The organism is Caldimonas caldifontis (genome assembly GCF_002930615.1).
In the GTDB taxonomy this organism is placed as follows: domain Bacteria; phylum Pseudomonadota; class Gammaproteobacteria; order Burkholderiales; family Burkholderiaceae_C; genus Caldimonas; species Caldimonas caldifontis.
On record NZ_PSNX01000001.1, the window covers coordinates 252928 to 278540 of the forward strand.

Sequence of the window (25613 nt, forward strand, 5' to 3'; positions counted from 1 at the left end):
GTGCCCAGTCTACAAAACCGGAACGCGCGCCGTGGCCACCGTCCAACCTGGGTCCTTCCTGACCCTGCACTACCGCCTGGCCGGCCCCGACGGGGCCGACATCATCAACACCTTCCACGACAAGCCCGCCACGCTGTCGCTGGGCACGGGCGAACTGGCCCCGGCCATGGAGCAGCGCCTGCTGGGCCTGGAAGAGGGCACCCGCCAGGTCTTCGAGATCCCCGCCGGCGAAGCCTTCGGCGAGCGCAACGCCGACCTCCTGCAGCGTGTGAAGCGCAGCCTGATGGACGAACTGGGCGACCCGGACGCCGACTACCACCCCGGCGACGTGGTGCAGTTCCCCACGCCCGATGGCAGCGGCGCCTATGCCGGCGTGGTGCGCGAGGTGGGTGAGGAATGGATCCTCTTCGACTTCAACCACCCCCTCGCAGGCGTGCCGGTGTCCTTCGAAGTCCACCTGATCGGGGTGCTGTGATGCCGGCGGTCGAGCAGGTGAAGCTCCAGGAGGTCGTGCTGGCCGAGCCGCGCGGCTTCTGCGCGGGCGTCGATCGCGCCATCGAGATCGTCGAGCGCGCCCTGGTGAAGTACGGCGCGCCGGTCTATGTGCGCCACGAGATCGTGCACAACACCTATGTGGTGAACGACCTCAAGTCCAAGGGGGCGATCTTCATCGAAGACCTGGCCGACGTGCCCGAGGGCGCCACGCTGGTGTTCAGCGCCCACGGCGTGCCCAAGGCCGTGCGCGTCGAGGCGGCGCGGCGTGGCCTGACGGTGTTCGACGCCACCTGCCCGCTGGTCACCAAGGTGCACGTGGAAGTGGCCAAGCTGCACAAGGAAGGCTACGAGTTCCTGATGATCGGCCACAAGGGCCACCCCGAGGTCGAAGGCACCATGGGCCAGTTGAACGACGGCATCTATCTCGTCGAGGACGTGGCCGACGTGGAGCGTGTGCAGGTGAAGAATCCGGCCAGGCTGGCGGTGGTGACGCAGACCACGCTGTCGGTGGACGACGCCGCCGAGATCCTGGCCGCCGTGCGCCGCCGCTTCCCGCAGGTGCGCGAACCCAAGCAGCAGGACATCTGCTACGCCACCCAGAACCGCCAGGATGCCGTGAAGGTGCTCTCGCCCCAGGTCGATATCGTCATCGTCGTGGGCAGCCCCACCAGTTCCAACAGCAACCGCCTGCGCGAACTGGCCGACCGCCTCGGCACGCCGGCCTACATGGTGGACCAGCCCGATGACCTGCGCACCGAGTGGTTCGTGGGCAAGCAGCGCGTGGGCCTGACCGCCGGCGCCTCCGCGCCCGACATCCTGGTCCAGCAGGTCATTGCCCGCCTCAAGGGCCTGGGCGCAGCCTCGGTACGTCGCATGGACGGCATCCAGGAAACCATGCGCTTCCCCCTGCCCCGCGGCCTGGGCGACAAGTCCATGGGCGCCCAGCCTCCCATTCCCTCGCACTTGCATCCCAGCAAGGGCTGAGCCTCCTCCGAAGAAGAAGACCCACCATGCTTGACATCACCCTGCTGCGCAAGGACCTCGACACCGTCGTGCAGCGTCTGTCCACGCGCAAGTCGCCCCAGCCCTTCCTCGACGTCGAGCGCTTCACCGCGCTGGAGACCGAGCGCAAGTACATCCAGACGCGCACCGAGGAGCTGCAGGCCAAGCGCAACGCGCTGTCCAAGAGCATCGGCCAGTTGAAGGCCAAGGGCGAAGACACCTCGGCCGTGATGGCCGAAGTGGGGGGCATCGGCGACGAACTCAAGGCCAGCGCCGAACGGCTCGACGTGGTGCAGCAGGAGATGAACGCGCTGCTGATGTCCGTGCCCAACCTGCCGCACGAGAGCGTGCCCGTGGGCTCGGACGAATCGGCCAACGTGGAAGTGCGCCGCTGGGGCACGCCCAAGACCTTCGGCTTCCAGCCCAAGGACCACGTCGACCTGGGCGCCCCCCTGGGCCTCGACTTCGAAACCGGCGCCAGGCTCTCGGGTGCTCGCTTCACCTTCATGCGCGGCCCCATCGCGCGATTGCACCGTGCGTTGGCGCAGTTCATGCTGGACGTGCAGACCACCGAGCACGGGTACACCGAGTGCTACACGCCCTACATCGTCAACCGCGAGGTGCTGGAAGGCACGGGGCAGCTGCCCAAGTTCAAGGAGGACATGTTCTGGGTGCTGCGGGGCGGTGATGAGGAGTCGCACGAGCAGTACCTGATCTCCACCTCCGAGATCTCGCTCACCAACACCGTGCGCGAGCAGCTGCTGGCCCCCGACCAGCTGCCCATCAAGCTCACCGCCCACAGCCCCTGCTTCCGCTCGGAAGCCGGCAGCGCCGGGCGCGACACCCGCGGCATGATCCGCCAGCACCAGTTCGACAAGGTCGAGATGGTGCAGATCGTCCACCCCGACAAGAGTTACGAGGCCCTGGAAGAGATGGTGGGCCACGCCGAAGCCATCCTGCAAAAGCTCGGTCTGCCCTACCGCGTGATCACCCTGTGCACCGGCGACATGGGCTTTGGCGCCGCCAAGACCTACGACCTGGAGGTATGGCTGCCCGCGCAGAACACCTACCGCGAGATTTCCAGCTGCTCCAACTGCGAAGCCTTCCAGGCCCGTCGCATGCAGGCGCGCTTCAAGAACGCCCAGGGCAAGAACGAGCTCGTGCACACCCTCAACGGCTCGGGCCTGGCAGTGGGCCGCACGCTCGTGGCCGTGCTGGAGAACTACCAGCGTGCTGACGGGAGCATCGAAGTGCCCGAGGCCCTGCGACCCTACCTGGGCGGGCTTGCCGAGCTTCGGGCCTGACAGGCTATAATTCAAAGCTTCGCTTGCGGATGACCACCCGCGAGCCGATGCTCACAGGAAAGGTGGCAGAGTGGTCGAATGCGCCGGACTCGAAATCCGGTATACGGGTCTCCCGTATCGAGGGTTCGAATCCCTCCCTTTCCGCCAAAGAAAAAACGCCCGCTTTGCGGGCGTTTGTCTTTTCGGCGGGCGCTACTTCGGCCCCGCAAGGAACCAGGCAATCACACCGATCACCGGCAGCACGATGATCAGCACGATCCAGAACACCTTGGATCCGGTGCTGGCGCCGCTGCCGGCCACCTTCACGATCGCGTAGACGACGACGATCAGCCAGAGCAGGCCGAAGAGTCCGCCAACTTCGATGCCCATGGGGGCCTCCCTCGGAAGTGGATGGAAGCCTCACCTTAGCAGGGCCTGAGGCGGCCGGACAAGGGTTTGCAGGCGCATCCAGGTGTCGGTGCTGTCCTACGCGCGCGCGTCATGATGTGTCATGGGCGCCCCATGGGCGACGCGGTGCGCTGGATTTTGTTCAGCTCTTGGGCGCTGGACTTCGATTCCCATCCTGTGGGACCGATCGAAATCCACCAACAATCCATCCGGCGCAGGCGCACCATGGCGGCAATTGTCCCCCTGGTCTGAACCATGAACCCGTCACCTGTCGCCCTGTCTTTCCATGCCACCAGCCCCTTTGCCGAGCAGCCGCTGAGGCGCGCCATCACGGCCGCCACGCGATGGCCCGAGCCGGAGGTGATGACGACCCTGGTGGAGCGCGCGCGGCTGCCGCAGGACTTGTTGGCGCCGGTCGAGGCCCTGGCCCGACGCCTGGCGCTGCGCTTGCGCGAGCGCCAGGCGGGGGCCGGGCGGGCGGGTCTGGTGCAGGGCCTGCTGCACGAGTACTCGCTGTCGTCGCAGGAGGGCGTGGCGCTCATGTGCCTGGCCGAGGCGCTGCTGCGCATCCCGGATGCCGCCACGCGGGATGCGCTGATCCGCGACAAGATCGCGCGCGGCCAGTGGCAGACCCATCTGGGGCGCAGCCCCTCGCTCTTCGTGAATGCGGCCACCTGGGGCCTGCTGATCACGGGCCGGCTCGTGGCCACCCACAGCGAGACGGGCCTGTCGGCTTCGCTCACGCGATTGGTCGCAGCGGGGGGCGAGCCGCTGATCCGCAAAGGGGTGGACCTGGCGATGCGCCTGATGGGCGAACAGTTCGTCACCGGCGAAACCATCGGCGAGGCACTGCAGCGCGCCAAGGCGCGCGAGGCCGAGGGCTTCCGCCATTCCTACGACATGCTGGGCGAAGCGGCGATGACGGCCGCCGATGCGCGGCGCTATGCGCAGGCTTATGAGGCGGCCATCGATGCGATCGGCCATGCCTCGGGGGGGCGCGGGGTGATCGACGGCCCCGGCATCTCGATCAAGCTCTCGGCCCTGCATCCGCGCTACCACCGTGCGCAGCGGGAGCGGGTGATGGACGAGCTCTATCCCGTGCTGCTGGGCCTGGCGCAGCGGGCCAGGGCGCACGATCTGGGCCTGAACATTGACGCCGAGGAGGCCGACCGGCTGGAGCTGTCGCTCGACCTGCTGGAGCGGCTGTGCGGCGAGCCCACGCTGGCCGGGTGGCAGGGCCTGGGCTTCGTGGTGCAGGCCTACCAGAAGCGCGCGCTGCCGGTGATCGAGCACCTGATCGAGCTGGCCCGGCGCCACCGGCGGCGGCTGATGGTGCGCCTGGTGAAGGGTGCCTACTGGGACAGCGAGATCAAGCGCGCCCAGGTGGACGGCCAGGACGACTACCCCGTGTTCACGCGCAAGGTGCACACCGACGTGTCCTACCTTGCCTGCGCGCGGGCTTTGCTCGCCGCGCCCGAGGCGGTGTACCCGCAGTTCGCCACGCACAACGCGCAGACGCTGGCCGCGGTCTATCACCTGGCCGACCCCGCGCGCTGGCAGCCCGGGCAGTACGAGTTCCAGTGCCTGCACGGCATGGGCGAACCGCTGTACGAGCAGGTGGTGGCGGCGCCGGCCGACGGCGGCCTGGGCCGTCCCTGCCGCATCTATGCGCCGGTGGGCACGCACGAGACCCTGCTGGCCTACCTCGTGCGCCGCCTGCTGGAAAACGGCGCCAACACCTCCTTCGTGCATCGCATGGCCGACACCACCGTGCCGCTGGACGATCTGGTGCGCGACCCGGTGGCACAGGTTGCGCAATCGGCGGCCGAGGAGGGCGGCCTGGGCCGGCCGCATCCGGCGATTGCGCTGCCGCGCGACCTCTTCGGTGCGGCCCGCCGCAATTCGCGCGGGCTGGACCTGACCGACGAGCGGGTGCTCGCCACGGTGTCCGCGGCCCTGGAGGCGAGCCGGCGCGAGACCTGGCAGTGTGTTCCGAAGGTGGCGGGCGACGCGACGGCTGAAGGCGAGGCCGAGCCGGTGTGCAATCCGGCCGATCCCGACGACCGGGTGGGCACGGTGGTCGAGGCCTCGCCCGAGATTGTCGACCGGGCCGTGCAGCAGGCCCGACCCTGGGCCTCGACGCCCGCGCGCGAGCGGGCCGCCGTGCTGGACCGCGCCGCCGACGCGCTGGAAGCGCAGATGCCGGTGCTGATGGGCCTGCTGATGCGCGAGGCGGGCAAGACGGCTGCCAACGCCGTGGCCGAGGTGCGCGAGGCGGTGGACTTCCTGCGCTTCGATGCCGCCCAGCTGCGCGCCGAACTCGATGGCGTGGACCACGCCCCCCTGGGCCCCGTGGTGTGCATCAGCCCCTGGAACTTCCCGCTGGCCATCTTCGTGGGGCAGGTGGCGGCGGCCCTGGCCGCGGGCAACGCGGTGCTCGCCAAGCCGGCCGAGCAGACACCCTTGATCGCCGCGCAGGCGGTGCAGGCGCTGTGGCAGGCCGGGGTGCCGCGTGAGGCGCTGCAACTGCTTCCCGGGCGGGGCGAAACCGTCGGTGCACGGCTGGTGGCCGACGCACGCATCCGAGGTGTGCTCTTCACCGGGTCCACCGAGGTGGCGCGGCTGCTGCAGCGCGCCCTGGCCGGCCGCCTCGATGAGCGCGGGCAGCCCCTGCCGCTGATCGCCGAGACGGGCGGGCAGAACGCCATGATCGTGGACTCCTCGGCCTTGCCCGAGCAGGTGGTGGCCGATGTGCTGGCCTCGGCCTTCGACAGCGCCGGCCAACGCTGCTCGGCGCTGCGCGTGCTGTGCCTGCAGGACGAGGTGGCCGAGACGATCCTCACGATGCTGAAGGGGGCGATGGAGGAACTCGCGCTGGGCCGGCCGGATCGGCTGGCCGCGGATGTGGGCCCGGTGATCGATGCGGACGCCCGTGCGCGCATCGAGGCCCATATCGAAGGGATGCGTGCACGGGGCCGGCGCATCCACGTGCTTCAGGCACGCCATGCCGGGCCGCTGCCGACGGGTCACTTCGTCCCCCCCACCCTGATCGAGATCGAGCAGTTGTCCGAACTCGACCGCGAAGTGTTTGGCCCCGTGCTGCACGTGCTGCGCTACCGGCGCGAGGCACTGGACGACCTCGTCATGCAGATCAACGCCACAGGCTATGGCCTGACGCTGGGCGTACACACTCGCATCGACGAGACCGTGACGCGTGTGCTGCACAGCGCCCATGTGGGCAACGTGTACGTCAACCGCAACATGATCGGTGCCGTGGTGGGGGTGCAGCCCTTCGGCGGCGAGGGGCTGTCGGGCACGGGGCCCAAGGCGGGTGGGCCGCTCTACCTGCATCGCCTGCTGGCTCGCGGGCCAGGTGAGGTGCTGGCCCGGCTGCGAAGTGCCGAGCCTGCACCGATGAGACCGGCTCTGAGGGCCTTGCGCGATTGGGCTGGGGTCGAGCGCCCGGCGCTGGTGGGCGTCTGCGACCGTTTGGCCGCGGCCTCGCCGGTGGACGGTGCGCTGACCTTGCCCGGCCCCACAGGGGAACGCAACACCTATCGCGTCCTGGGACGCAGCGCCGTCCTCTGCCTGGCCGACGACGAGGCCGACCGGCTGGTGCAACTCGCCGCTGTGCTGGCGGTGGGTGGGCAGGCCGTGTGGCCCGCGCACCATGGGACCCTGGCCGAGCGCCTGCCCGACGAGGTTCGTCGCCATCTGCGCCTGCGACCGAAAGCGTTGGGGGCCGGCGAGCCGCTGGATGCCGTGCTGCTGCACGGCAGCGCCGACCAGGCGCTGGCACTGCAGCAGGCCCTGGCCGAGCGTCCGGGCCCGGTGGTGAGCCTCACGCGGCTGGCGAGCGGCGACACCGCCGTGCCGCTGGAGCGTCTGATCGTCGAGCGTTCGGTGAGCGTGAACACGGCGGCCGCCGGTGGCAACGCATCCTTGATGACGCTGGCCTGAGGCCTTCAGGGCACCGGATGCCCGGTGCTGGCCGACCATAGCGCATGCCAGGTGGGCGCATCCAGCCGCAGGGACAGCGCCGCCACCGCCTCGCGCATCGCTTCGATCCGGCGCGAGCCCACGATGGGATGGGGCCGGCAGGGCAGGCGCAGCAGCCAGGCGTGGGCCACGGTGGCCGCGCTGCAGCCGTGCTCGCGCGCCACGGCCTCCAGGGCCGAGCGCACGCGCTGCTCGGTTTCCCCGTTTCCGCTGAAGATCCGGCCGCCAGCCAGCGGCGACCAGATCATCGGTGACAGCCGCAGCCGCTGCATCTGGTCGAAGCTGCCGTCATGCAAGGGCACCAGGTGCAGCAGCGAGCACTCCACCTGGTTCGTGACCAGGCTCGTGCGGCTGGCCAGCAGTTCGAACTGCTCTGGCGAGTAGTTCGACACGCCGAAGCGCTTGACCTTGCCCGCCGCGCGCAGGTGCTCGAAGGCCTCGGCCACCTCGTCGGCGTCCAGCAGCGGATCGGGGCGGTGCAGCAGCAGGAGGTCCAGGTGATCGGTGCGCAACGTCTTGAGCGAATGCTCCACGCTCGCCACGATGTGAGCGCGCGAGCTGTCGTAGGCCTTCACGCGGTGCTGTGGGCGCTGGGGCGACACGAGCTGGATGCCGCACTTGCTGACCAGCTGCAGGCGGTTGCGCAGCTGCGGCGCCAGCGCCAGGGCCTCGCCGAACAGGGCTTCGACCGTGTAGCCGCCATAGATGTCGGCATGATCGAAGCTCGTCACGCCCAGCTCGACGCACTGCTCGATCCAGCGCAGCCGCTCCTGCGGCGTCCAGCCCCACTGGTCCAGGCGCCAGCAGCCGGCCACGATGGGCGAGAGCAGGGCGGGCATGGCGGGTTTCATGGCGGTTACCTCGGCTGGAAACGAACGAGGCGCCCGTGAAGGGCGCCTCGTCCAGGGGCATGGGGGTGCTTCAGACGTTGAACAGGAAGTGCATCACGTCGCCGTCCTTGACGACGTAGTCCTTGCCTTCGGCGCGCATCTTGCCGGCATCCTTGGCGCCTTGCTCGCCCCGGTAGGCGATGAAGTCGTCGTAGGCGATGGTCTGGGCACGGATGAAGCCGCGCTCGAAGTCGGTGTGGATCACGCCGGCGGCCTGGGGCGCGGTTGCACCGATGGGCACGGTCCAGGCACGCACTTCCTTCTCGCCGGCAGTGAAGTAGGTCTGCAGGCCCAGCAGCTTGAAGGCGGCGCGGATGAGGCGGTTCAGGCCGGGCTCGTCCTGGCCCATCTCCTGCAGGAACATCAGGCGGTCTTCGTCGCCCATGTCGGCCAGTTCGGCCTCGGTCTTGGCGCAGATGGCCACCACCGGTGCGTTCTGCTGTGCCGCGTAGTCCTTCAGGCGGTCGAGGAAGGGGTTGTTCTCGAAGCCGTCCTCGGCCACGTTGCCCACGAACATGGCCGGCTTGGCGGTGATCAGGCACAGCGGCTTGAGCACGGCCAGCTCTTCCTTGCTGAAGTCGATGGTGCGCACCGGCTTGCCTTCGTTCAGCGCGGCCTGGCATTTGTTCAGCACGTCCACCAGGCGCTGGGCCTCCTTGTCACCACCAGCCCGGGCCACCTTGGTGTAGCGCTGCAGGCTCTTTTCCACCGTGGCCAGGTCGGCCAGGCAGAGTTCGGTCTGGATGACCTCGATGTCGGAGATGGGGTCGACACGGCCGGCCACGTGGATCACGTTCTCGTCCTCGAAGCAGCGCACCACGTTCACGATGGCATCGGTTTCGCGGATGTGGCTGAGGAACTGGTTGCCCAGGCCCTCGCCCTTGGAGGCACCGGCCACCAGGCCGGCGATGTCCACGAATTCGACGATGGCCGGCACCACGCGCTCGGGCTTGACGATATCGGCCAGGGCCTGCAGACGCGGGTCGGGCAGCTCCACGATCCCCACGTTCGGCTCGATGGTGCAGAAGGGGTAGTTCTCGGCGGCGATGCCGGCCTTGGTGAGGGCGTTGAAGAGGGTGGACTTGCCCACGTTGGGCAGGCCCACGATGCCGCATTTCAGGCTCATGGCGGGCGTCTTTCGGGCAGGGGAAACCTGCGATTTTAGCGGCCCGGCCCCAAAGCCCTAGAAGCGGATGCCCGCCGTGCCCGTGGCGCCCACGCGCAGCAGCCGCTCCACGCCTTCCAGCACGATGGCATTCATGCCGAAGGTCAGGCCCCCGTCCATGCGGGCGTCGGCGCGGTAGCCGGCCAGGGCGTCGCCCACGGCATGGCCGGTCTCGGCGGTGACCGGGTCCACGTCCGGGATGGAGCAGCGCACGCAGGGTTTCACGAGCTTCAGGCGCACAGGGCCGTCATCGGTCTCGATGCTCAGTTCGTCCAGGTGGTCTTCGCCGTGGGGCAGGAGCGTGTCGTCCACCGCATCCAGCACGAGGTTGGGGCGGAAGCGTTCCATGGTGGCCGCCGGCTGCCCCTGTGCGGCGAGTCGCGTGTTCAGCTCGTCCAGCGCCGAGCGGGTGACGACGAGCAGGGGAAAGCCATCGGCGAACTGGTTCTCGGCCTCGAGGCCTCCGGTCCACTTCACGCTGGACAGGCGCTTGTGCTCGGGATCGAAGCGCACCAGGCGCACGCGCTGGCCCAGGAAGTCGCTGAACCACTGGGCGGCCAGGTCACCCATGTCGTAGGCCGATACCGTGTCGTCCCAGACCGTCACGCGCGTGGGCGACTCCACGGTGTCGTAGGCGATGTGCAGGGCCAGCATGCCCGGGGCGCGCAGCACCATGTCGGCGGCGCGCAAGGTGGGCCGGATCAGGGCCATGCGCGGCAGCTCGCGCTGGCTGAGGAAGTCGCCACGCTCGTCCACCACCATCCAGGCGCGGTCAAACTCCAGGCCGGTCTCGATCACCAGGGCCTCGTTCACCGGCACAGCGGCGCAGGACTTGATCGGGTGCACGTAGAGCGCCCCCACGCGAAAGTTGACGTCGCTCACTTGAAGATTCCTCTCAGCTTGTCTTTCAGCTTGTCCTTGGCCGCGTCTTCCAGGCTGCGCGGGGCGGCAGGCTCCGAGGCGGCGCCTTCGGCGGGTGCTGCCTTGCCGCCGAGCCGGCCCTTGAGCTGCTCTTCGAGCTTGTCGCGCAACTGCGTGGTGGCAGCCTGGGCGGCCACGGCCGACCAGCGCACGTTCCACTCGATGGCTTCGAGTGGGCCGGTCAGCCGCACCGGTACGGTCACACCCCGCAGCGCGGCGAGTTCGGCCCCCCCCTGGCCCTGGGCCGTGGAGGTGAGGGCGGCGCGCACGGTGTAATCGATGCGGTTGCGGCCGATGTCGATCTGTCCCTCGCCGCCCACGCGCAGGAACGGGCTTTTCATGTCCAGATCGTTGCTGCGGGCCACGCCCTCGGCGATCTGGAAGCTCACGTTCAGCTCGGAAAAGTCGGTCTGCTCGGTGGCGCGGGCCTGCTGGAGCGCGTCGCGGTTGAGGGTGAGGGCAGCCTTGGCTTCGCGCAACGCGCGCGCCAGGTTGAAGCCCTTGATGGCCCCGTCGCGCACCTGCAGGGCCGCCTCGCCCGCCAGGGCCGAGCGCCATGCCTCCACGGTGCTGCCCCCGGTCGTGAGGTCCACGCGCAGGTCGCCCCGCCCGGCGAGCAAGTCCTTGTCAGCCACGTCGCGCACCGCCGCGCCCACGTCGATGCCCTGGGCCGCGCCGCGCAAGGCCAGCCGCCGGCTGCCGGATTCGGCGCGAGCGCTGCCGTCGAAGCGCCCGCCCCAGATCCGGCCGGCCAGCGTCGGCACGACCAGGGTGCCCTCCTTCAGTTCGGCGGTGATGCGGGCGTCGGCCAGGCGATAGCGCTGGTAGAGGAGTTCGCCGGCCTGCAGTTCGAAGCGGCCTTGCACGGCCTGCAGGGCGGACAGGTCCACCGGGGTGGGGCCCGCCGGAGGGGGCGAAGGCTGGGCCGGCTTGGGGGCGGCCGAGGGAGCCAGCACCTCGTTCAGGTTGAGCCGGTCGAACCGCGCCTGGGCCTGGAGGCGGGGCACGCTGGGGGCCAGGTCGAGCTCGCCGCGGGTGGTGAAGCGGTTGTTGCCGAGCTGGCCTTCCAGTTGCCAGCGCGAGGGCCCGGCCGAGCCCTGCAGCTCCCCCTGCAGTTGCAGGTTCTGCGGCTGCAGGCCTGGGGTCTCCACGCGTGTCGAGCTGCGCAGGTTGCGCAGGCTCACCTGCAGGGGTTGGGGCTGCACCGTCAGCAGGGCCTGCGCCTCGCCGTCAAGCTGGTGCGAGCCGCTGCGGCCCTTGAGACGCAGTTGCAGGCCCGGCAGCTCCACCAGGTCGAACCGGCCCCGCGGTGGACCGGAACGGAACTCGGCCTGGGCGCTGGTGGGACCGGTGGCCGAGAGACGGCCCTGCAGCGGACCCCCTTCGATCGCTTCGCCGGCGACCCGCAACGAGGGCCAGTCGAGTTCGAGCGCCACGGCCTGCGTGTCGATCTGTGCCTTCAGGCGCAAGGCCATCGCATCGACGACGAGCGACTTGCGCTCGGGCTCGAAGCCAAAGCGCTGGATGTCCAGGCGGCCATCCTGGATCTGCATCTTGCCCTGGCTGGCCCGCAGGGTCAGCCGCAGGCCCTCGGCCTGCACGGCGCGCTGGGTGCCGTCGTAGGCCAGCATGCCGCTCAGTCGCGCCTCGATGCCGCTCAGGCCGGCGGCGTCCCCGCGCACGCTCAGGGCCATCTCGCGCAGGGCGGCCGAGGCGGTGTCCAGGTCGAACTGCACGCGAGACTGGCCTTGCACCTCCACGCGCGCCAGCGGCTCGCTCATCTCGGCACGCAGGTCGAGATCGACATCCGTGGGCACCTGATGCGCGAGCCGCCCGGTGCGCAGGCGGCGCAGCTGCACCTCACCGCGCAGCGCGGCAGGGCGGTCGTCGATCTGCAGGCGCAGGTTCTCGATCAGCACCCCCTGGACGTCGAAGCGCAGCGGCCCGGCCGCCGCCGGCTCGCTCGCTGCCGGGGGGCTGCCTTCGGGCGGGCCCGACCTCTTCAGCAGGTCATCGATGTTGCGTCGACCTTCGCTGTCGCGGATGAGGCGCACGCTGGCATTGCGCAGCTCGATCTGATCGACCTCGAGCGCTCCCCGCAGCAAGGGCCACACGGCCACCGAGAGCGAGGCCTGCTCCACGCTGGCGAAGGTATCGGGGTGCCCCTGTTCGCTGAGCGAGGCCTGCTCGATGCGCACGGCCAGCCGCGGCAGCAGGCGCAGGCTCACCGGCCCCTCGAGCTTGAGCTCGCGCTGGTGGTGCTCGCGCACCCAGTCGATCGCCAGGCCCTTGTAGCGCTCGGCGTCGAACTGCAGCACCAGCCAGGCGGCGGCGATCACCGCCAGGCCGGCCACGCCGGCCACCACCCAGGCCAGTCGTTTGAGCCAGGAAGACATCGTTTCGGACATGGGCGGATCATAGAGCCCCCACCCCTACAATGAGTCGTCATGACCTCGTACGACGTTTCCATCCTGGGCCACGGCATCGTCGGCAAGACGCTGGCGCTGGCGTTGGCCCGTGAGGGCCTGCGCGTGGCGATCACCGCACCACCCGCAGCACCCCAGGCCGAGGACGTGCGGGCCTACGCCTTGAACGCTCGCTCGGTGGCCTTGCTGGAGGCGCTGAAGGTCTGGGCCCATCTTCCCGACGGTGCTGCCACGCCCGTGCACGACATGCGTGTGGAGGGCGATGCGCCCGGCGCGACGCTGGAGTTCTCGGCCTGGCAGCAGGGCGTGCGTGAGCTGGCCTGGATCGTCGATGCCGCGGCGCTGGAGCACGAACTGGCCCAAGTGCTTCGGTTCCAGCCCCATGTGACGGTGGTGGATCGTCCTGTATCGGCCAGCCTCGAAGCCATCTGCGAAGGCAAGTTCTCGGCGCGGCGGGCCGAGCTCGGGGTGCAATGGATGCGTCACGGCTATGGTCAGACGGCGCTGGCAGCGCGCCTGGTGGCCGATACGCCTCACCGCGGCGTGGCGCGGCAATGGTTCCGTTCGCCCGACGTGCTGGCGCTGTTGCCCTTCGACCGTCCGCAGGCGGGGCGCTCCTACGGCCTGGTCTGGTCGCTGCCCGACGCCCAGGCGCAGGCCTGGATGGAGGCGCCCGCGACCGAACTGGAGCGTGCCTTGAACGAGGCCACCGGCGGTGCTGTCGGCCGGCTCGAACTGCGTGGCGCCGTTGTCGGCTGGCCACTGGCCTTGGCCCGGGCAGACCGGGTCTGCGGCACCGGCTGGGTGCTGCTGGGCGACGCCGCCCACGTGGTGCACCCGCTGGCGGGTCAGGGGCTCAATCTCGGGCTGGCCGACGTGCAGGCCCTGGCCGAGGTGCTGGGCGCGCGCGAGGGCTGGCGCTCCCTCGGCGACGAGCGCCTGCTGCGCCGCTACGCGCGTGCGCGCAGCGCACCCACCTGGGTCATGGGCCAGGTCACCGATGGCTTGCTCCACCTGTTTGCGACTTCATCCACACCGCTCAAGGAACTCCGCAACCGTGGGCTGAGTCTGGTCAATGCACTGCCGCCCCTGAAGCGCTGGCTCACCGCCCGGGCGCTCGACTCCTGAAGGAATCCACGATGTCTTTCCGTACCACTCTCACCGCGCTGCTGCTGTCGGCGCTGGCCTTGCCCGCCCTGGCGAACGAGGCAGCGATCCGCAAGAGCTTTGCCGAGCTGATGCCCAATGTGCCCGCGATCGACGAAGTGACGGCCACCCCGGTGCCCGGCCTGTTCGAGGTGCGCATTGGCCACGACATCGTCTACACCGACGCCCAGGGCAGCTTTCTCATCCGCGGTGAACTCATCGACCTGATGGCGCGCCGCAACCTCACCGAGGAGCGGGTGAACAAGCTCACGGCCATCGATTTCGCCAGTCTGCCGCTGAGGGACGCGATCGTGATGAAGAACGGCAACGGCAAGCGCAAGATTGCCGTGTTTGCCGATCCGAACTGCGGCTACTGCAAGCGCTTCGAACGCGACGTGCAGCAGGTCAAGGACGTGACCGTCTACACCTTCCTGTACCCGGTTCCCATCGGGGCCGATTCCGAAGCCAAGTCGCGTGATGTGTGGTGTGCCAAGGACCGCCTCAAGGCCTGGCAGGATCTGATGCTGCGAGGCATTGCGCCGCCGGCGGCGCCTGCCGGCTGCGACTGGCGGGCCGTGACCCGCTCCACCGAGCTCGCGCGCAAGCACCGCATCAACGGCACACCGGCCCTGATCTTCGAAGATGGCACGCGTGTGCCCGGGGCCCTCAACACCGCGCAGATCGAACAGCAACTGGCCCAGATCAAGACCCGCTGAGCGCGGCGCCCCATGATCTCCTACCGAATCGAGCCCTCCAACCTCCAGGCGCACCTTTTCCGGGTGGTGCTGCGCATTCCCCGGCCCGAGGCCGAGCAGGGGGTGTCACTGCCGGTGTGGATCCCCGGGAGTTACCTGGTGCGTGAGTTTGCGCGGCACCTGCAGCAGCTGAAGGCCCGCCAGGGGGCCCGCAGCGTTGCGCTGCATCAACTCGACAAGTGCACCTGGCAGGCCCGCTGCAGCGGCACCGCGGCGCTGGAGATCGAGTACCAGGTCTATGCTTTTGACACCTCGGTGCGTGCGGCCTATCTGGATGCCGACCGAGGCTTCTTCAATGGCACCAGCGTGTTCCTGCGCGTCCACGGCCGCGAGGACGACCCCCATCGCGTTGAACTGCGAGGGCTGCCGCGTGGCTGGGAGGTGGCCACGGCCTTGCCGGCGGTCAAGACCGATGCCCGCGGCCAGGGCCTCTACGAGGCCACCGGGTATGACGAACTGGTCGATCACCCGGTGGAGTTGGGACGTTTCTGGCGGGGTCGCTTCCAGGCGCAGGGCGTCACGCACGAGTTCGTGGTGGCCGGTGCGGCGCCCAGCTTTGACGGCGAACGCCTGCTGCGTGACACCCAGCGCATCTGCGAGACCGCGATCGCTTTCTGGCACGGTCGCCGCAAGCCGCCGATCAGCCGGTATGTCTTCCTGCTCAACGTGGTGGACGACGGCTATGGCGGGCTGGAGCATCGGGCCAGCACGGCACTGATCTGCGGCCGGCGCGACCTGCCGCGCCTGGGCGATGAGGGGCAGTCCGACGGTTATGTCACCTTGCTGGGCCTGATCAGCCATGAGTATTTCCACACCTGGAACGTGAAGCGGCTGCGCCCGTCGGAGTTCACGCGCTACGACTATACCCGCGAGAACTACACACAGATGCTGTGGTTCTTCGAGGGCTTCACCTCCTACTACGACGACCTGCTGCTGCGCCGAGCCGGCCTCATCGACGAGACCCGCTACCTCAAGCTGCTGTCTCGCACCATCACCAACACCATCACCTTGCCGGGCCGTCAGGTGCAAAGCGTGGCCCAGGCCAGCTTTGATGCCTGGGTGAAGTACTACCGTCCGGACGAGAACACCGTCAACGCCACCATCAGCTACTACACCAAGGGTGCCCTGGTGGCCCTGGCGCTCGATTTGCGGTTGCGATCGGAAGGGCGGGGCACGCTGGATGAGGTGATGCGCTGGCTCTGGCGCGAAACCGGTGGCGGCCCGATGGACGAAGCCCTGTTCGCGCAGGCGCTCGAAGCGGTGGGCGGGCGCAGCTTCCGCAAGGAACTGCAAGCCTGGGTGCATGGCACCCAAGATCTCCCGCTGGACGAACTGCTGCGAGGGCTGGGTGTTCGCTGGCATCGTGAGGCGCCGGGCTGGGCTCAGCGCCTGGGTGTGCGGGTGAGCGAAGCAACCGGGGTGGTCATCAAGATGGTGCTGCGCGGGGGGCCAGCCGAACGCGCCGGACTGCAACCCGGCGATGAACTGCTGGCAGTCAACGGGTGGCGGGTGCGCAAGCTCGATGACCTGGCGCTCTACCTGCCCCGGGCGTCGGCGCCGGCGGACCTGAGCTTGCTGGTCGCGCGCGACCAGCGTGTGCTGGCATTGGGCCTGGACCTCCCGGCGGGTCTGGGAGCGGTCGTGTTGTCGATCGCAGACAACACCGATGCTGCTGCCGCCGCCCGGCGCAAGGACTGGCTGAAAGCCCGCTGAGCCGTCCTCGCTCCCTCGTTGTCTCTGCCCTCGGCGGGTCAGTACGGATCCAGGAAGCGCAGCCGGAAGGCTTCCGCCGTGGTCGGGCCGCGGTTGTCCTGCAACACCCGTTGCGCCATGTTGAGGATGGGCTTGATCTCCGCCCAGCTCTTGGCTTTCTCCAGCCGAACCGCCAGATCGTCACCCATGGGACCCAGCTGCTCCGACACGAAGCGCGCCGCTTGCTGCCGCAGGCTCGTGTACTCCGGCCCGGTGGGCCCGCCCGTCAGCGTGGACTCCACAGGGGGGACGGAATCGGGCGCCCGGGACGCCGCCGGTGCCGGCCGGTTGGCCGTCACGGCGATCACCTCGATGAAGCCCTGATCGAGCAGCGATTGCAGCAGATCGTGGGCGTCGCCCGGGATCATGCGCAGCAGCTCCTCATCCGTGCGCTTCCCGTCGACCATGATGAGGGCAGACCGCAGCTTCATCGCCAGCTGGTTCTGGCGCGTGGCGATCTCGGCCTGCCCCTTTTCTGTTTTGCGGTATACCGTAGCCATCGGTCACCCTGGTTGTACGATGCCTTCAGCTTACAGGCTGGTCATGGCTCTTGCCACCATAGATACGCTTACAAAACCGGGCAAAAGGCCGGTGCAAGCGGACGGATTTCACACCCTGGTGCCGTTCCGTATAGTGGCGGTCTCGAAAGGAGAACCCTCGTGAGCGAACCCCTGATCCTGACCCAAGTCCGCGGCGAGGCCGCGCTGAAAGTGGGCGTCATCACCCTCCACCGGCCCAAGCAGCTCAATGCCCTGAACGACGCGCTGATGGACCAGCTCGGGGCCGCGCTGCTGGCCTTCGATGCGGACGAGTCCATCGGCTGCATGGTCATCACCGGCAGCGAGAAGGCCTTTGCGGCCGGCGCGGACATTTCCGCCATGGCGAAGTGGACCTACATGGAGGTCTACAAGTCCGACTTCATCACCCGCAACTGGGAAACCCTCAAGCGCGTGCGCAAGCCGGTGATTGCGGCGGTCTCGGGCTTCGCGCTCGGTGGTGGCTGCGAGCTGGCGATGATGTGCGACATCATCATTGCGGCTGAGACGGCCAAGTTCGGCCAGCCCGAGATCAAGCTGGGCATCATTCCCGGAGCGGGGGGCACGCAACGCCTGCCGCGCGCGGTGGGCAAGGCCAAGGCCATGGACCTGTCGCTCACCGGGCGCATGATGGATGCGGCCGAGGCCGAACGTGCCGGGCTGGTGTCGCGCGTGGTGCCGGCCGACAAGCTGTTGGACGAGGCCTTTGCCGCGGCCGATGCCATCTGCAGCTATTCGCTGCCCAGCCTGATCGCGGCCAAAGAGTGCGTGAACCGGGCGTATGAGGCACCCCTCAACGAAGGCCTGCTCTTCGAGCGCCGCGCCTTCCATGCCCTCTTTGCCACCGAGGACCAGAAGGAGGGCATGGAGGCCTTCCTGGCCAAGCGCCCCGCAGCGTTCAAGCACCGCTGACCTGGGCAGCGTGGCTCAGCGCGCCGCCAGCGCCTCCAGCAATCGGCCATGCAGGCCGCCGAAGCTGCCGTTGCTCATGCACAGCACGTGGTCGCCCGGGCGGGCTGAGGCCAGCACCTGGGCGATCACGCCGTCGATGCTGTCGGCCACCTGGGCCTTGGCGCCCATCGGGGCCAGGGCTTGGGCGGCATCCCAGCCCAGGCCGCCGCTGTGGCAGAAGGCCAGATCGGCTTCCTCCAGCGACCAGGGCAGCTGGGCTTTCATCGTGCCCAGCTTCATCGTGTTCGAACGCGGTTCAAAGACGGCGAGGATACGGGCCGCGCCCACGCGGCGGCGCAGGCCGTCCACCGTGGTGCGGATGGCCGTGGGATGGTGGGCGAAGTCGTCGTACACGGTCACGCCGCCGGCCACGCCGCGCACTTCCAGGCGCCGGCGCACGTTGCGGAAGCGGCCCAGGGCCTCGGCTGCGGCTTGCGGGGCCACCCCCAGGTGCTCGGCTGCGGCAATGGCGGCCAGCGCGTTCAGCTGGTTGTGTTCGCCCAGCAACTCCCAGCGCACCTGGCCCACGGTCTGTCCGCCGCGGCGCACTTCGAAGTCGTGCGGCTCGCCGAAGGCCTCGAAGCCGCCGGTCCCCCCGAAGCGCACCACCTCGCTCCAGCAGCCCTTGTCCAGCACACGCTGCAGGCTCGCCTCGCGGGCGTTGACCACGAGGCGGCCGCTCGAGGGCACGGTGCGCACGAGGTGGTGAAACTGGCGTTCGATCGCCGCCAGGTCATCGAAGATGTCGGCATGGTCGAACTCGAGGTTGTTCAGCACGGCGGTGCGCGGCCGGTAGTGCACGAACTTGCTGCGCTTGTCGAAGAAGGCCGTGTCGTACTCGTCGGCCTCGATCACGAAGGCAGGCCCCGATCCCAGTCTTGCCGACACCCCGAAGTTCTGGGGCACACCGCCGACCAGAAAGCCCGGCTGGTGCCCGGCGGCCTCCAGAATCCAGGTCAGCATGGATGTGGTGGTCGTCTTGCCGTGCGTGCCCGCCACGGCCAGCACATGGCGGCCATGCAGGACGTGCTCGGCCAGCCATTGGGGGCCACTGGTGTAGCGCACGCCGGCCTCCAGCAGCGCTTCCATCAACGGGTTGCCGCGGCTCACCACGTTGCCCACCACCCAGACATCGGGCTGAAGGGCCAGCTGGTCGGCCCCGTAGCCCTCGATCAGCTCGATGCCCAGTTCGCGCAGCTGGTCACTCATGGGGGGATAGACGCCGGCATCGCAGCCGGTGACGCGATGGCCCGCCTCGCGGGCGAGGGCGGCCAGCCCGCCCATGAAGGTGCCGCAGATGCCGAGGATGTGAAGGTGCATGCGTGAAGCCCGGCGCGAGTCCGGGGCCCAGGGAATCAGGAGGCGAAGGCGGCGCGGGCGGCGTCGATGGTGGCGGCGATGTCCTCGGCGGTGTGGGCCGCACTGACAAAGCCCGCCTCGTACAGGGCCGGCGCCAGGTAAACACCACGATCGAGCATGCCATGAAAGAAACGGTTGAAGGCTTCCTTGTCGGTGGCCATCACCTGCCCGTAGTTCTGCGGCAGCTCGTGTGCCAGGAAGAAGCCGAACATGCCGCCCTCGCAGTCGACGGCCAAGGCGATGCCGGCCTCACGCGCCGCGCCCTGCAAGCCCTCCACGAGCGAGCGGGTGCGTGCCGACAGGGCGTCGAAAAAGCCGGGTCGGCTGATCTCGCGCAACGTGGCCAGACCGCAGGCCGTGGCCACCGGGTTGCCCGACAGGGTGCCGGCCTGGTAGACCGGGCCCGTGGGCGAGAGGTGCTCCATGATGGCGCGCGGGCCGCCGAAGGCCGCCAGCGGCATGCCCCCGCCGATCACCTTCCCAAAGACACTGAGGTCGGGCCTGAAGCCCGGGATGAGCCGGCCGTAGAGGCCCTGCGCCCCCTGCAGTCCCACCCGGAAGCCGGTCATGACCTCGTCGAAGACCAGCAGCGCACCATGCCGTGTGCACAGCTCGCGCAGCCGCGTCATGAAGGGCACGCTGGCGCGCACGAAGTTCATGTTGCCGGCGATCGGTTCGATCATCACGCAGGCCAGCTGTGCGCCGTGCTCGGCGAAGGCCGCCTCCAACTGATCGAGGTTGTTGTACTCCAGCACCAGGGTGTGCTGTACGGCCTCGGGTGGCACCCCGGCGCTGGTGGGGTGGCCGAACGTGGCCAGTCCCGAGCCGGCCTTCACCAGCAGCGCATCGGCATGGCCGTGGTAGCAGCCTTCGAACTTGATGAGCTTGGGCCGGCCAGTGGCGCCGCGCGCCAGCCGGATCGCGCTCATGGCGGCCTCGGTGCCCGAGCTCACCAGACGCACCTGCTCCATGGAGGGCACCAGGGCCAGGATGGCCTCGGCCAGCTCGATCTCGCGCTCGGTGGGCGCGCCGAAAGAGAAGCCCTCGCGCACGGCCCGCTGCACGGCGTCCACCACGGCGGGGTGGCCGTGGCCCAGGATCATCGGCCCCCAGGAGCCGATGTAGTCGATGTAGCGGCGGCCTTCGGCATCGTGCAGATAGGCGCCCTCGGCGCGTGTGATGAAGCGGGGCGTGCCGCCCACGGCGCGGAAGGCGCGCACGGGCGAGTTCACGCCGCCGGGGATGACCTGCTGGGCGCGTTCGAAGAGTTGGGCGTTGGTGGCCATGCGGTGCTCGGGTCAGTGGATGTGGCGGGGGTCGGGCGTATCGTCGCCGTTGGCGTCGTTGGCCGCTCCGTCTTCACCTTCGGCCGGCGGCAGGGCCCAGAAGAAGCGGTCGGGCACGACGCTGCCCATGCCGGGGCGAAAGCCCGCATCCAGCGTCTGGTCGAGGAAGGCGAGGGCCTCGGCTGCTGCATCGGGCGCCTGGGCACCGTTGGCCAGCATCGCCGCCAGCGCAGCCGACAGGGTCTCGCCTGCGCCCACGAAGCCGGCCTCGAAGCGCTCGAAGCGCTCGCCGCTGACCGGGCCCTCGGCGGTGGCCAGCACGTTGTCGATGAACTGGTCGGGCAGCTGGATGCCCGTCACCAGCACGAAGCGCGTGCCATGCTCGGCGGCAGCCACGGCCAGCTCACGCGGCGAGGCCGGGCGGTCGGCGTCCCAGTCGGGCAGCAGGAAATCGGTGAGCGTCTTGTGGTTGCCCACCAGCACCTCGGCCTGGGGCAGCACGAGTTCGCGAAAGGCTTCATGGTAGGCCTCATGAGCCGACTCCTCCATCCACGACAGGCTGGGGAGGTAGGCCACGAGCGGAACCTCGGGGTAGTCGGACAGCACCTCGGCCACGGCGCCGATGGTCTCGGCGCTGCCAAGGAAGCCGACCTTCCAGGCGGCGATCGGGGCATCCTCGAGGATGCTGCGGGCCTGCTCGACCACAGCCTCGTCATCGAGCACATGGTGATCGAAGACCTCGGCGGTGTCGCGCAAGAGGATGGCAGTGACGACCGGCAATGGATGTGCGCCCATGGCACACAGGGTGGCGACATCGCCACCGAGGCCGCCGGCACCGCTGGGGTCATTGGCATTGAAGCTCATGACGCACGGAGGGGCGCCAGCCTCTTCCGGCATCTCGGTGCCGGGGGCTGGGTCGGGGGAGGTTGGGGACATGGAGTTGTGCCGGTGCGGTGGGGGAGGGTGGTTACAAGGAACTTCACATGAACAATCACGTGTAAGTTCGCACAAACCCTCGCGGTTTTGTGTGTTCACAAGGCTACAATGCCTCGCATCATTGTAGTGAAACTGATACAAAGTGAGCGAGTCTCGAACCTGGATGTGCCTGATTTGCGGATGGATCTACGACGAGGCCGCCGGCGACCCTGAACACGGTATCGCACCGGGCACTGCCTGGGCCGATGTGCCGATGAACTGGGTCTGCCCTGAATGCGGCGCTCGCAAGGAAGACTTCGAAATGGTGCAGATCTAGCGCAACCGGCGCGGGACGGTCATTTCAAGTCGTTGAGGAGAGGGCTTCAGTGAGCGACACCGCTGCTTCGATCAGTCAAACGCCGTCTGATGCGGCGACCAAGGTGCTTGTCATCGATGACAGCAACACCATTCGCCGCAGCGCCGAGATCTTCCTCAAGCAAGGCGGCTATGACGTCGTGCTGGCCGAAGACGGTTTCGACGCTCTGGCCAAGGTCAACGATCACGAGCCGCACCTGATCTTCTGTGACATCCTGATGCCGCGGCTCGATGGTTACCAGACCTGCGCCATCATCAAGCGCAACCCGAAGTTTTCGGGTGTGCCGGTCATCATGCTCTCGTCCAAGGATGGTCTGTTCGACAAGGCCCGTGGACGCATGGTGGGCTCCCAGGACTACCTGACCAAGCCATTTACCAAAGACCAGTTGCTGCAGGCCGTGGAACAGCATCGCCGAGCTGCGTAAAGACATCTGGGCGCCCTGAGCCGGCGCCCTTTCTCATTGCATCCCGTTTGCCGGAACCTGCCCCGGGGCAGGTCCTGATCGAGTGAGGTAGGAAACCATGCCAGTCAAGAAAATCCTGTTGGTCGACGACTCCAAGACCGAGTTGCATCATCTGTCGGAACTGCTCACCAAGCGCGGCTACAGCGTGCGCACCGCCGAGAACGGCGAAGAGGCCTGGCGTCGTCTGGCCGAGGACAAGCCCGACCTGATCCTGATGGATGTGGTGATGCCCGGCCAGAACGGCTTCCAGCTCACGCGGGCGATCACGCGCGACCCGAACTTTGCTGACGTGCCCGTCATCATGTGCACGAGCAAGAACCAGGAAACCGACAAGGTCTGGGGCATGCGACAGGGCGCACGCGACTACGTGGTCAAACCCGTCGATGCCGATGAACTGATCGGCAAGATCCGCGCCTTCGACTGACCGGGCGGATCGGGCATGGGAGCACAGGCCTGCCGGATCACATCCTTGCAATAACAGGCAAGCACAATGGCGAACAAAGAAGCGCTGCGTGAACTGCAAAGCCGATTGGCGGAGCGTTTGCAGGCAGCCCGTACCGAGGCGCGCACGGCGAGCTGGCTGGCGGTGGAGGCCGCCGGTCAGCGTTTCCTGCTGCCGCTGCAAGAAGCCGGCGAGATCTTTCCATTCTCGTCATGCGTGAGCGTGCCCCACACCTCGCCGTGGTTCCTGGGCGTGGCCAACCTGCGCGGCGGCCTGCACGGGGTGGTGGATCTGGGCGGGTTTCTGGGACTCAAGCCGGTCAACCTGAACACCACGGACAGCCTTCGCGACCAGCTGCGCCTCGTGGCGCTGAACCCGTCGCTGGACATCAACTGCGCCTTGCTGGTCGAGCGACTGGCGGGCCTGCGCAACCGGGACCAGCTTGCGCCTGCGGATGACGCCGCGGCTGCCGAGGCCCGGCCGGACTTCGTGGGGCAGCGCCTGCGCGACCCCCAGGGGCGTGTGTGGCAGGAACTCAACCTCGCGGCCCTGGCCAGAGACGAGGCATTCCTGAGGATCGTGGGCTGACAGGGCGATGCAGCCCAAGACCGGCCTGGTATGAGTGACGTTCGAGCAGAAAGCTAGAGGGGAATATGAGTTTCATCAGCAAGATCACCGGCAAAGGCAAGCAGTCGCCGGACGACGACTCGCTGGGCACGCCGTTCGATGATGCGTCTCGCACCTTGAACGAGCTGCCGCAGGCAAGCGCAAGCGCCACGAGCTCGATGGAAACGCGCCCGTCCAACGGGTCGGGCCCCGGCAAGGACTCGTCCATCATCTCCGAGGTGGCGCCGTCCGAACTGCCCGGCGAATTCGCCGAAACCCGCATGCAGGCGGGGGCTGAGGGCGCTGAGTCGGCCACGCGTCTGCCGTTGATTGGCCACCTGCCAGTGGCTCGGCAGCAGCGGATCCTGGGTGCGCTCACGGTGCTGGGTCTGGCCGGCCTGCTGGTGGTGGTGGCGGTGTCGCAGATTGCCGCCAACAACGTGGCAGCCCAGGTGGGGACGACCGGTCAGGTGCTGATGCAGTCGCAGCGTCTGGCCAAGTCCGTGTCGCAGGCTCTGGTGGGCAGTCCGCAGGCCTTCCCCGAAGTGCGCGAGAGCTCCACCGTGCTGGCCAGCGGCGCGCGCGGCCTGCGCAGCGGCAACGACGAGCTGACAGCCGTGTCCCCAGCGGTGCAGGAAGTGCTGCAACCCATCATGCCCTTGGTGGACCGCGCCGAGAAGAACGCCCAGGTGGTGCTCAGCCAGCAGCAGATCCTGACCCAGGTGGGTGAGGCCCTTCGCACCATCAACCGCCAGTCGGCCGACCTGCTGGAAATCGCCGAAACGATCTCGTCGCTCAAGCTGCAGCAGAACGCATCGCCAGCTGAGATTTCCGCCACCGGTCAGTTGGTGATGTTGACGCAGCGCATCGGTAAGTCGGCCAACGAATTCCTGACGATGGAAGGTGTGTCGCCTGAGGCGGTGTTCCTGCTGGGCAAGGACTTGAACTCCTTCCGCGAGATTTCGCAGGGTCTGCTCGAAGGCAGCGCCGAGCTGCGTCTGCCGCCCACGCGCGATGAGCAGACCAAGGAGCGCCTGCAAGCGTTGCAGGAACTGTACGAACAGACCCGCACCCAGGCGGGCGCCATCCTGGGCAACCTGCAGGGTCTGGTCTCGGCCCGCGAAGCCCAGGTGGCCATCATCGATGACTCCGAAGCGCTGCGGCAGGGGCTGGAGCAGGTGCAGGAGCGCCTGTCGGCACAAGCCGGATTCGGTGCACCGAACATCATCATGCTGGTGCTGTCCATCGCCATGGCCCTGGCCGGTATCCTCGGTCTGTTGAGGGTGCAGTTCCAGGCCGAGCGGGCTCGTGCGCAGTTGGCCGAACAGCAGCGGCTGGAAGCCGAACGCCAGGAACAGGAAGCCAAGCGCGTCAACGACGCGAACCAGGCGGCCATTTTGCGGTTGATGAACGAACTGCAGACGGTGGCCGAAGGCGACCTGACGCAACAGGCCACGGTGACCGAGGACATCACGGGCGCCATCGCCGACTCGGTGAACTACACGGTGGAAGAGCTGCGCACGCTGGTGTCGCAGGTGCAAGGCACGGTGTCGCGGGTGACGGAAACCACACAGCAGGTGGAAGCAACGTCCACCGAGCTGCTGGCCGCCTCCACCGAACAGCTGCGCGAGATCCGCGACACCGGCGAGTCGGTGCTCCAGATGGCGAGCCGAATCAACGATGTCTCGGCGCAGGCTCAGCAGTCGGCCCAGGTGGCCCGCCAATCGCTGCTGGCCGCCGAATCCGGTCTGCAGGCCGTGCAGAACGCCATCGGCGGCATGAACTCCATCCGCGAGCAGATCCAGGAAACCTCCAAGCGGATCAAGCGACTCGGCGAGTCTTCCCAGGAGATTGGTGAAATCACCGAACTGATTTCCGACATCACGGAGCAGACGAACGTGCTGGCTCTGAACGCTGCCATCCAGGCGGCCTCCGCGGGGGAAGCGGGTCGAGGCTTCTCGGTGGTGGCCGAAGAAGTGCAGCGGCTGGCCGAACGCTCGGGCGATGCCACGAAGCAGATTGCGGCCCTGGTGAAGACCATTCAGACCGATACGGCCGACGCCGTGGCCGCCATGGAACGGTCCACGCAGGGTGTGGTGGAAGGGGCCAAGCTGTCCGACAACGCCGGTACGGCACTGGGCGAGATCGACCGCGTGTCACGTCAGCTTGCTGAACTGATTGAGCAGATCTCGGCGCAGGCATCCCGCGAAGCTGAATCGGCCAACATCGTGGCCGGCAACATCCAGCACATCTTCGCCGTGACGGAACAGACTGGCGAGGGCACGCGCTCGACGGCCCAGCTGGTGCGCGAACTGTCCAAGACTGCTGAAGAACTGAAGCAATCGGTGTCGCGATTCAAGATCGGGTGATGAACCACCCCCGAAGCGCCTTCGGTTGCTGGATGGGTTGATGAATGAAATGAGGATGCCTTTGGGGG

The 25613-nt window shown here is 68.2% G+C and carries 22 protein-coding genes and 1 tRNA gene; 14 read left to right on the forward strand and 9 right to left on the reverse strand.

Annotated features, from left to right (window positions below):
• Positions 1-31: 31 nt before the first annotated feature.
• The 4 genes from C1704_RS01195 to C1704_RS01210 all read left to right on the forward strand — a co-directional run bounded on the left by C1704_RS01195 (position 32) and on the right by C1704_RS01210 (position 2948).
• Positions 32-475, forward strand: a complete 444-nt coding sequence (locus C1704_RS01195; protein ID WP_104300158.1) for an FKBP-type peptidyl-prolyl cis-trans isomerase — start codon at positions 32-34, stop codon at positions 473-475.
• Complete coding sequence (ispH, locus tag C1704_RS01200; RefSeq protein ID WP_104300160.1) at positions 475-1479, forward strand: 4-hydroxy-3-methylbut-2-enyl diphosphate reductase; 1005 nt, start codon at positions 475-477, stop codon at positions 1477-1479. Before C1704_RS01195 ends, ispH begins: the two co-directional genes overlap by 1 nt.
• Positions 1480-1505: 26 nt before the next feature.
• A complete protein-coding gene (gene serS, locus C1704_RS01205; RefSeq protein ID WP_104300162.1) occupies positions 1506-2801 on the forward strand; it encodes a serine--tRNA ligase in 1296 nt (431 codons plus the stop codon).
• 56 nt (positions 2802-2857) lie between these two features.
• Positions 2858-2948 (forward strand) — tRNA-Ser (locus C1704_RS01210).
• A 45-nt stretch (positions 2949-2993) separates the two neighbouring features.
• Here the strand turns inward: C1704_RS01210 and C1704_RS01215 are convergent.
• Positions 2994-3170, reverse strand: a complete 177-nt coding sequence (locus tag C1704_RS01215; protein ID WP_104300164.1) for a PLDc N-terminal domain-containing protein — start codon at positions 3168-3170, stop codon at positions 2994-2996.
• A 273-nt stretch (positions 3171-3443) separates the two neighbouring features.
• Here C1704_RS01215 and putA point away from each other — a divergent pair, with 273 nt between their 5' ends.
• Positions 3444-7148, forward strand: coding sequence for a trifunctional transcriptional regulator/proline dehydrogenase/L-glutamate gamma-semialdehyde dehydrogenase (gene putA, locus C1704_RS01220; protein WP_104300166.1), 3705 nt, complete (start codon positions 3444-3446; stop codon positions 7146-7148).
• 5 nt (positions 7149-7153) lie between these two features.
• Here the strand turns inward: putA and C1704_RS01225 are convergent, their stop codons facing one another.
• The 4 genes from C1704_RS01225 to C1704_RS01240 form a co-directional block, all read right to left on the reverse strand.
• Positions 7154-8038 carry an aldo/keto reductase gene (locus C1704_RS01225; RefSeq protein ID WP_104300168.1) on the reverse strand — a complete coding sequence of 295 codons (885 nt, stop codon included), beginning with the start codon at positions 8036-8038 and terminating at the stop codon, positions 7154-7156.
• 70 nt (positions 8039-8108) lie between these two features.
• Positions 8109-9203, reverse strand: coding sequence for a redox-regulated ATPase YchF (ychF, locus tag C1704_RS01230; RefSeq protein WP_104300170.1), 1095 nt, complete (start codon positions 9201-9203; stop codon positions 8109-8111).
• 57 nt (positions 9204-9260) lie between these two features.
• Positions 9261-10124 (reverse strand): MOSC domain-containing protein, encoded by an 864-nt coding sequence (locus tag C1704_RS01235; RefSeq protein ID WP_104300172.1) that lies wholly within the window; start codon positions 10122-10124, stop codon positions 9261-9263.
• Positions 10121-12571, reverse strand: a complete 2451-nt coding sequence (locus C1704_RS01240; RefSeq protein ID WP_104300174.1) for an AsmA family protein — start codon at positions 12569-12571, stop codon at positions 10121-10123. Before C1704_RS01240 ends, C1704_RS01235 begins: the two co-directional genes overlap by 4 nt.
• Before the next feature lie 39 nt (positions 12572-12610).
• On the opposite strand from C1704_RS01240, the gene C1704_RS01245 reads away from it, so the two are divergent.
• The 3 genes from C1704_RS01245 to C1704_RS01255 are packed head-to-tail and all read left to right on the forward strand — an operon-like array spanning position 12611 to position 16203.
• Positions 12611-13717 (forward strand): FAD-dependent monooxygenase, encoded by a 1107-nt coding sequence (locus tag C1704_RS01245; RefSeq protein WP_104300176.1) that lies wholly within the window; start codon positions 12611-12613, stop codon positions 13715-13717.
• A gap of 11 nt (positions 13718-13728) precedes the next feature.
• Positions 13729-14451 (forward strand): DsbC family protein, encoded by a 723-nt coding sequence (locus tag C1704_RS01250; RefSeq protein ID WP_104300178.1) that lies wholly within the window; start codon positions 13729-13731, stop codon positions 14449-14451.
• Positions 14452-14463: 12 nt separating this feature from the next.
• Positions 14464-16203, forward strand: a complete 1740-nt coding sequence (locus tag C1704_RS01255; RefSeq protein ID WP_104300180.1) for a M61 family metallopeptidase — start codon at positions 14464-14466, stop codon at positions 16201-16203.
• Between the two features lie 38 nt (positions 16204-16241).
• On the opposite strand, the gene C1704_RS01260 is transcribed toward C1704_RS01255, so the two are convergent.
• Positions 16242-16742: a hypothetical protein gene (locus tag C1704_RS01260; RefSeq protein WP_104300182.1), complete on the reverse strand. Its 501-nt coding sequence runs from the start codon at positions 16740-16742 to the stop codon at positions 16242-16244.
• A gap of 159 nt (positions 16743-16901) precedes the next feature.
• Here C1704_RS01260 and C1704_RS01265 point away from each other — a divergent pair, with 159 nt between their 5' ends.
• The gene (locus C1704_RS01265) at positions 16902-17690 is read left to right on the forward strand and encodes an enoyl-CoA hydratase (RefSeq protein ID WP_104300183.1); all 789 of its coding nucleotides are present in this window, start codon (positions 16902-16904) and stop codon (positions 17688-17690) included.
• 15 nt (positions 17691-17705) lie between these two features.
• Here the strand turns inward: C1704_RS01265 and mpl are convergent, their stop codons facing one another.
• From mpl to thiD, 3 genes are read right to left on the reverse strand one after another with little or no spacing between them, the layout of a single operon-like run.
• Entirely contained in the window at positions 17706-19049 is a 1344-nt protein-coding gene (gene mpl / locus C1704_RS01270; protein ID WP_104300185.1) for a UDP-N-acetylmuramate:L-alanyl-gamma-D-glutamyl-meso-diaminopimelate ligase, read from the reverse strand.
• A 35-nt stretch (positions 19050-19084) separates the two neighbouring features.
• Entirely contained in the window at positions 19085-20374 is a 1290-nt protein-coding gene (hemL, locus tag C1704_RS01275; protein WP_104300187.1) for a glutamate-1-semialdehyde 2,1-aminomutase, read from the reverse strand.
• Positions 20375-20386: 12 nt separating this feature from the next.
• Complete coding sequence (gene thiD / locus C1704_RS01280; RefSeq protein WP_170064595.1) at positions 20387-21310, reverse strand: bifunctional hydroxymethylpyrimidine kinase/phosphomethylpyrimidine kinase; 924 nt, start codon at positions 21308-21310, stop codon at positions 20387-20389.
• A 163-nt stretch (positions 21311-21473) separates the two neighbouring features.
• Here thiD and C1704_RS01285 point away from each other — a divergent pair, with 163 nt between their 5' ends.
• From C1704_RS01285 to C1704_RS01305, 5 genes are all read left to right on the forward strand, one after another.
• Positions 21474-21626 carry a rubredoxin gene (locus C1704_RS01285; protein ID WP_019560853.1) on the forward strand — a complete coding sequence of 51 codons (153 nt, stop codon included), beginning with the start codon at positions 21474-21476 and terminating at the stop codon, positions 21624-21626.
• Between the two features lie 49 nt (positions 21627-21675).
• Positions 21676-22089 (forward strand): response regulator, encoded by a 414-nt coding sequence (locus C1704_RS01290; protein WP_419186769.1) that lies wholly within the window; start codon positions 21676-21678, stop codon positions 22087-22089.
• A 97-nt stretch (positions 22090-22186) separates the two neighbouring features.
• On the forward strand, positions 22187-22552 hold the full coding sequence (locus C1704_RS01295; protein WP_104300191.1) for a response regulator: 366 nt from the start codon (positions 22187-22189) through the stop codon (positions 22550-22552).
• A gap of 66 nt (positions 22553-22618) precedes the next feature.
• Complete coding sequence (locus tag C1704_RS01300) at positions 22619-23158, forward strand: chemotaxis protein CheW (RefSeq protein WP_104300193.1); 540 nt, start codon at positions 22619-22621, stop codon at positions 23156-23158.
• Positions 23159-23223: 65 nt separating this feature from the next.
• Positions 23224-25545, forward strand: coding sequence for a methyl-accepting chemotaxis protein (locus C1704_RS01305; RefSeq protein WP_104300195.1), 2322 nt, complete (start codon positions 23224-23226; stop codon positions 25543-25545).
• The last annotated feature ends 68 nt before the right edge of the window (positions 25546-25613 follow it).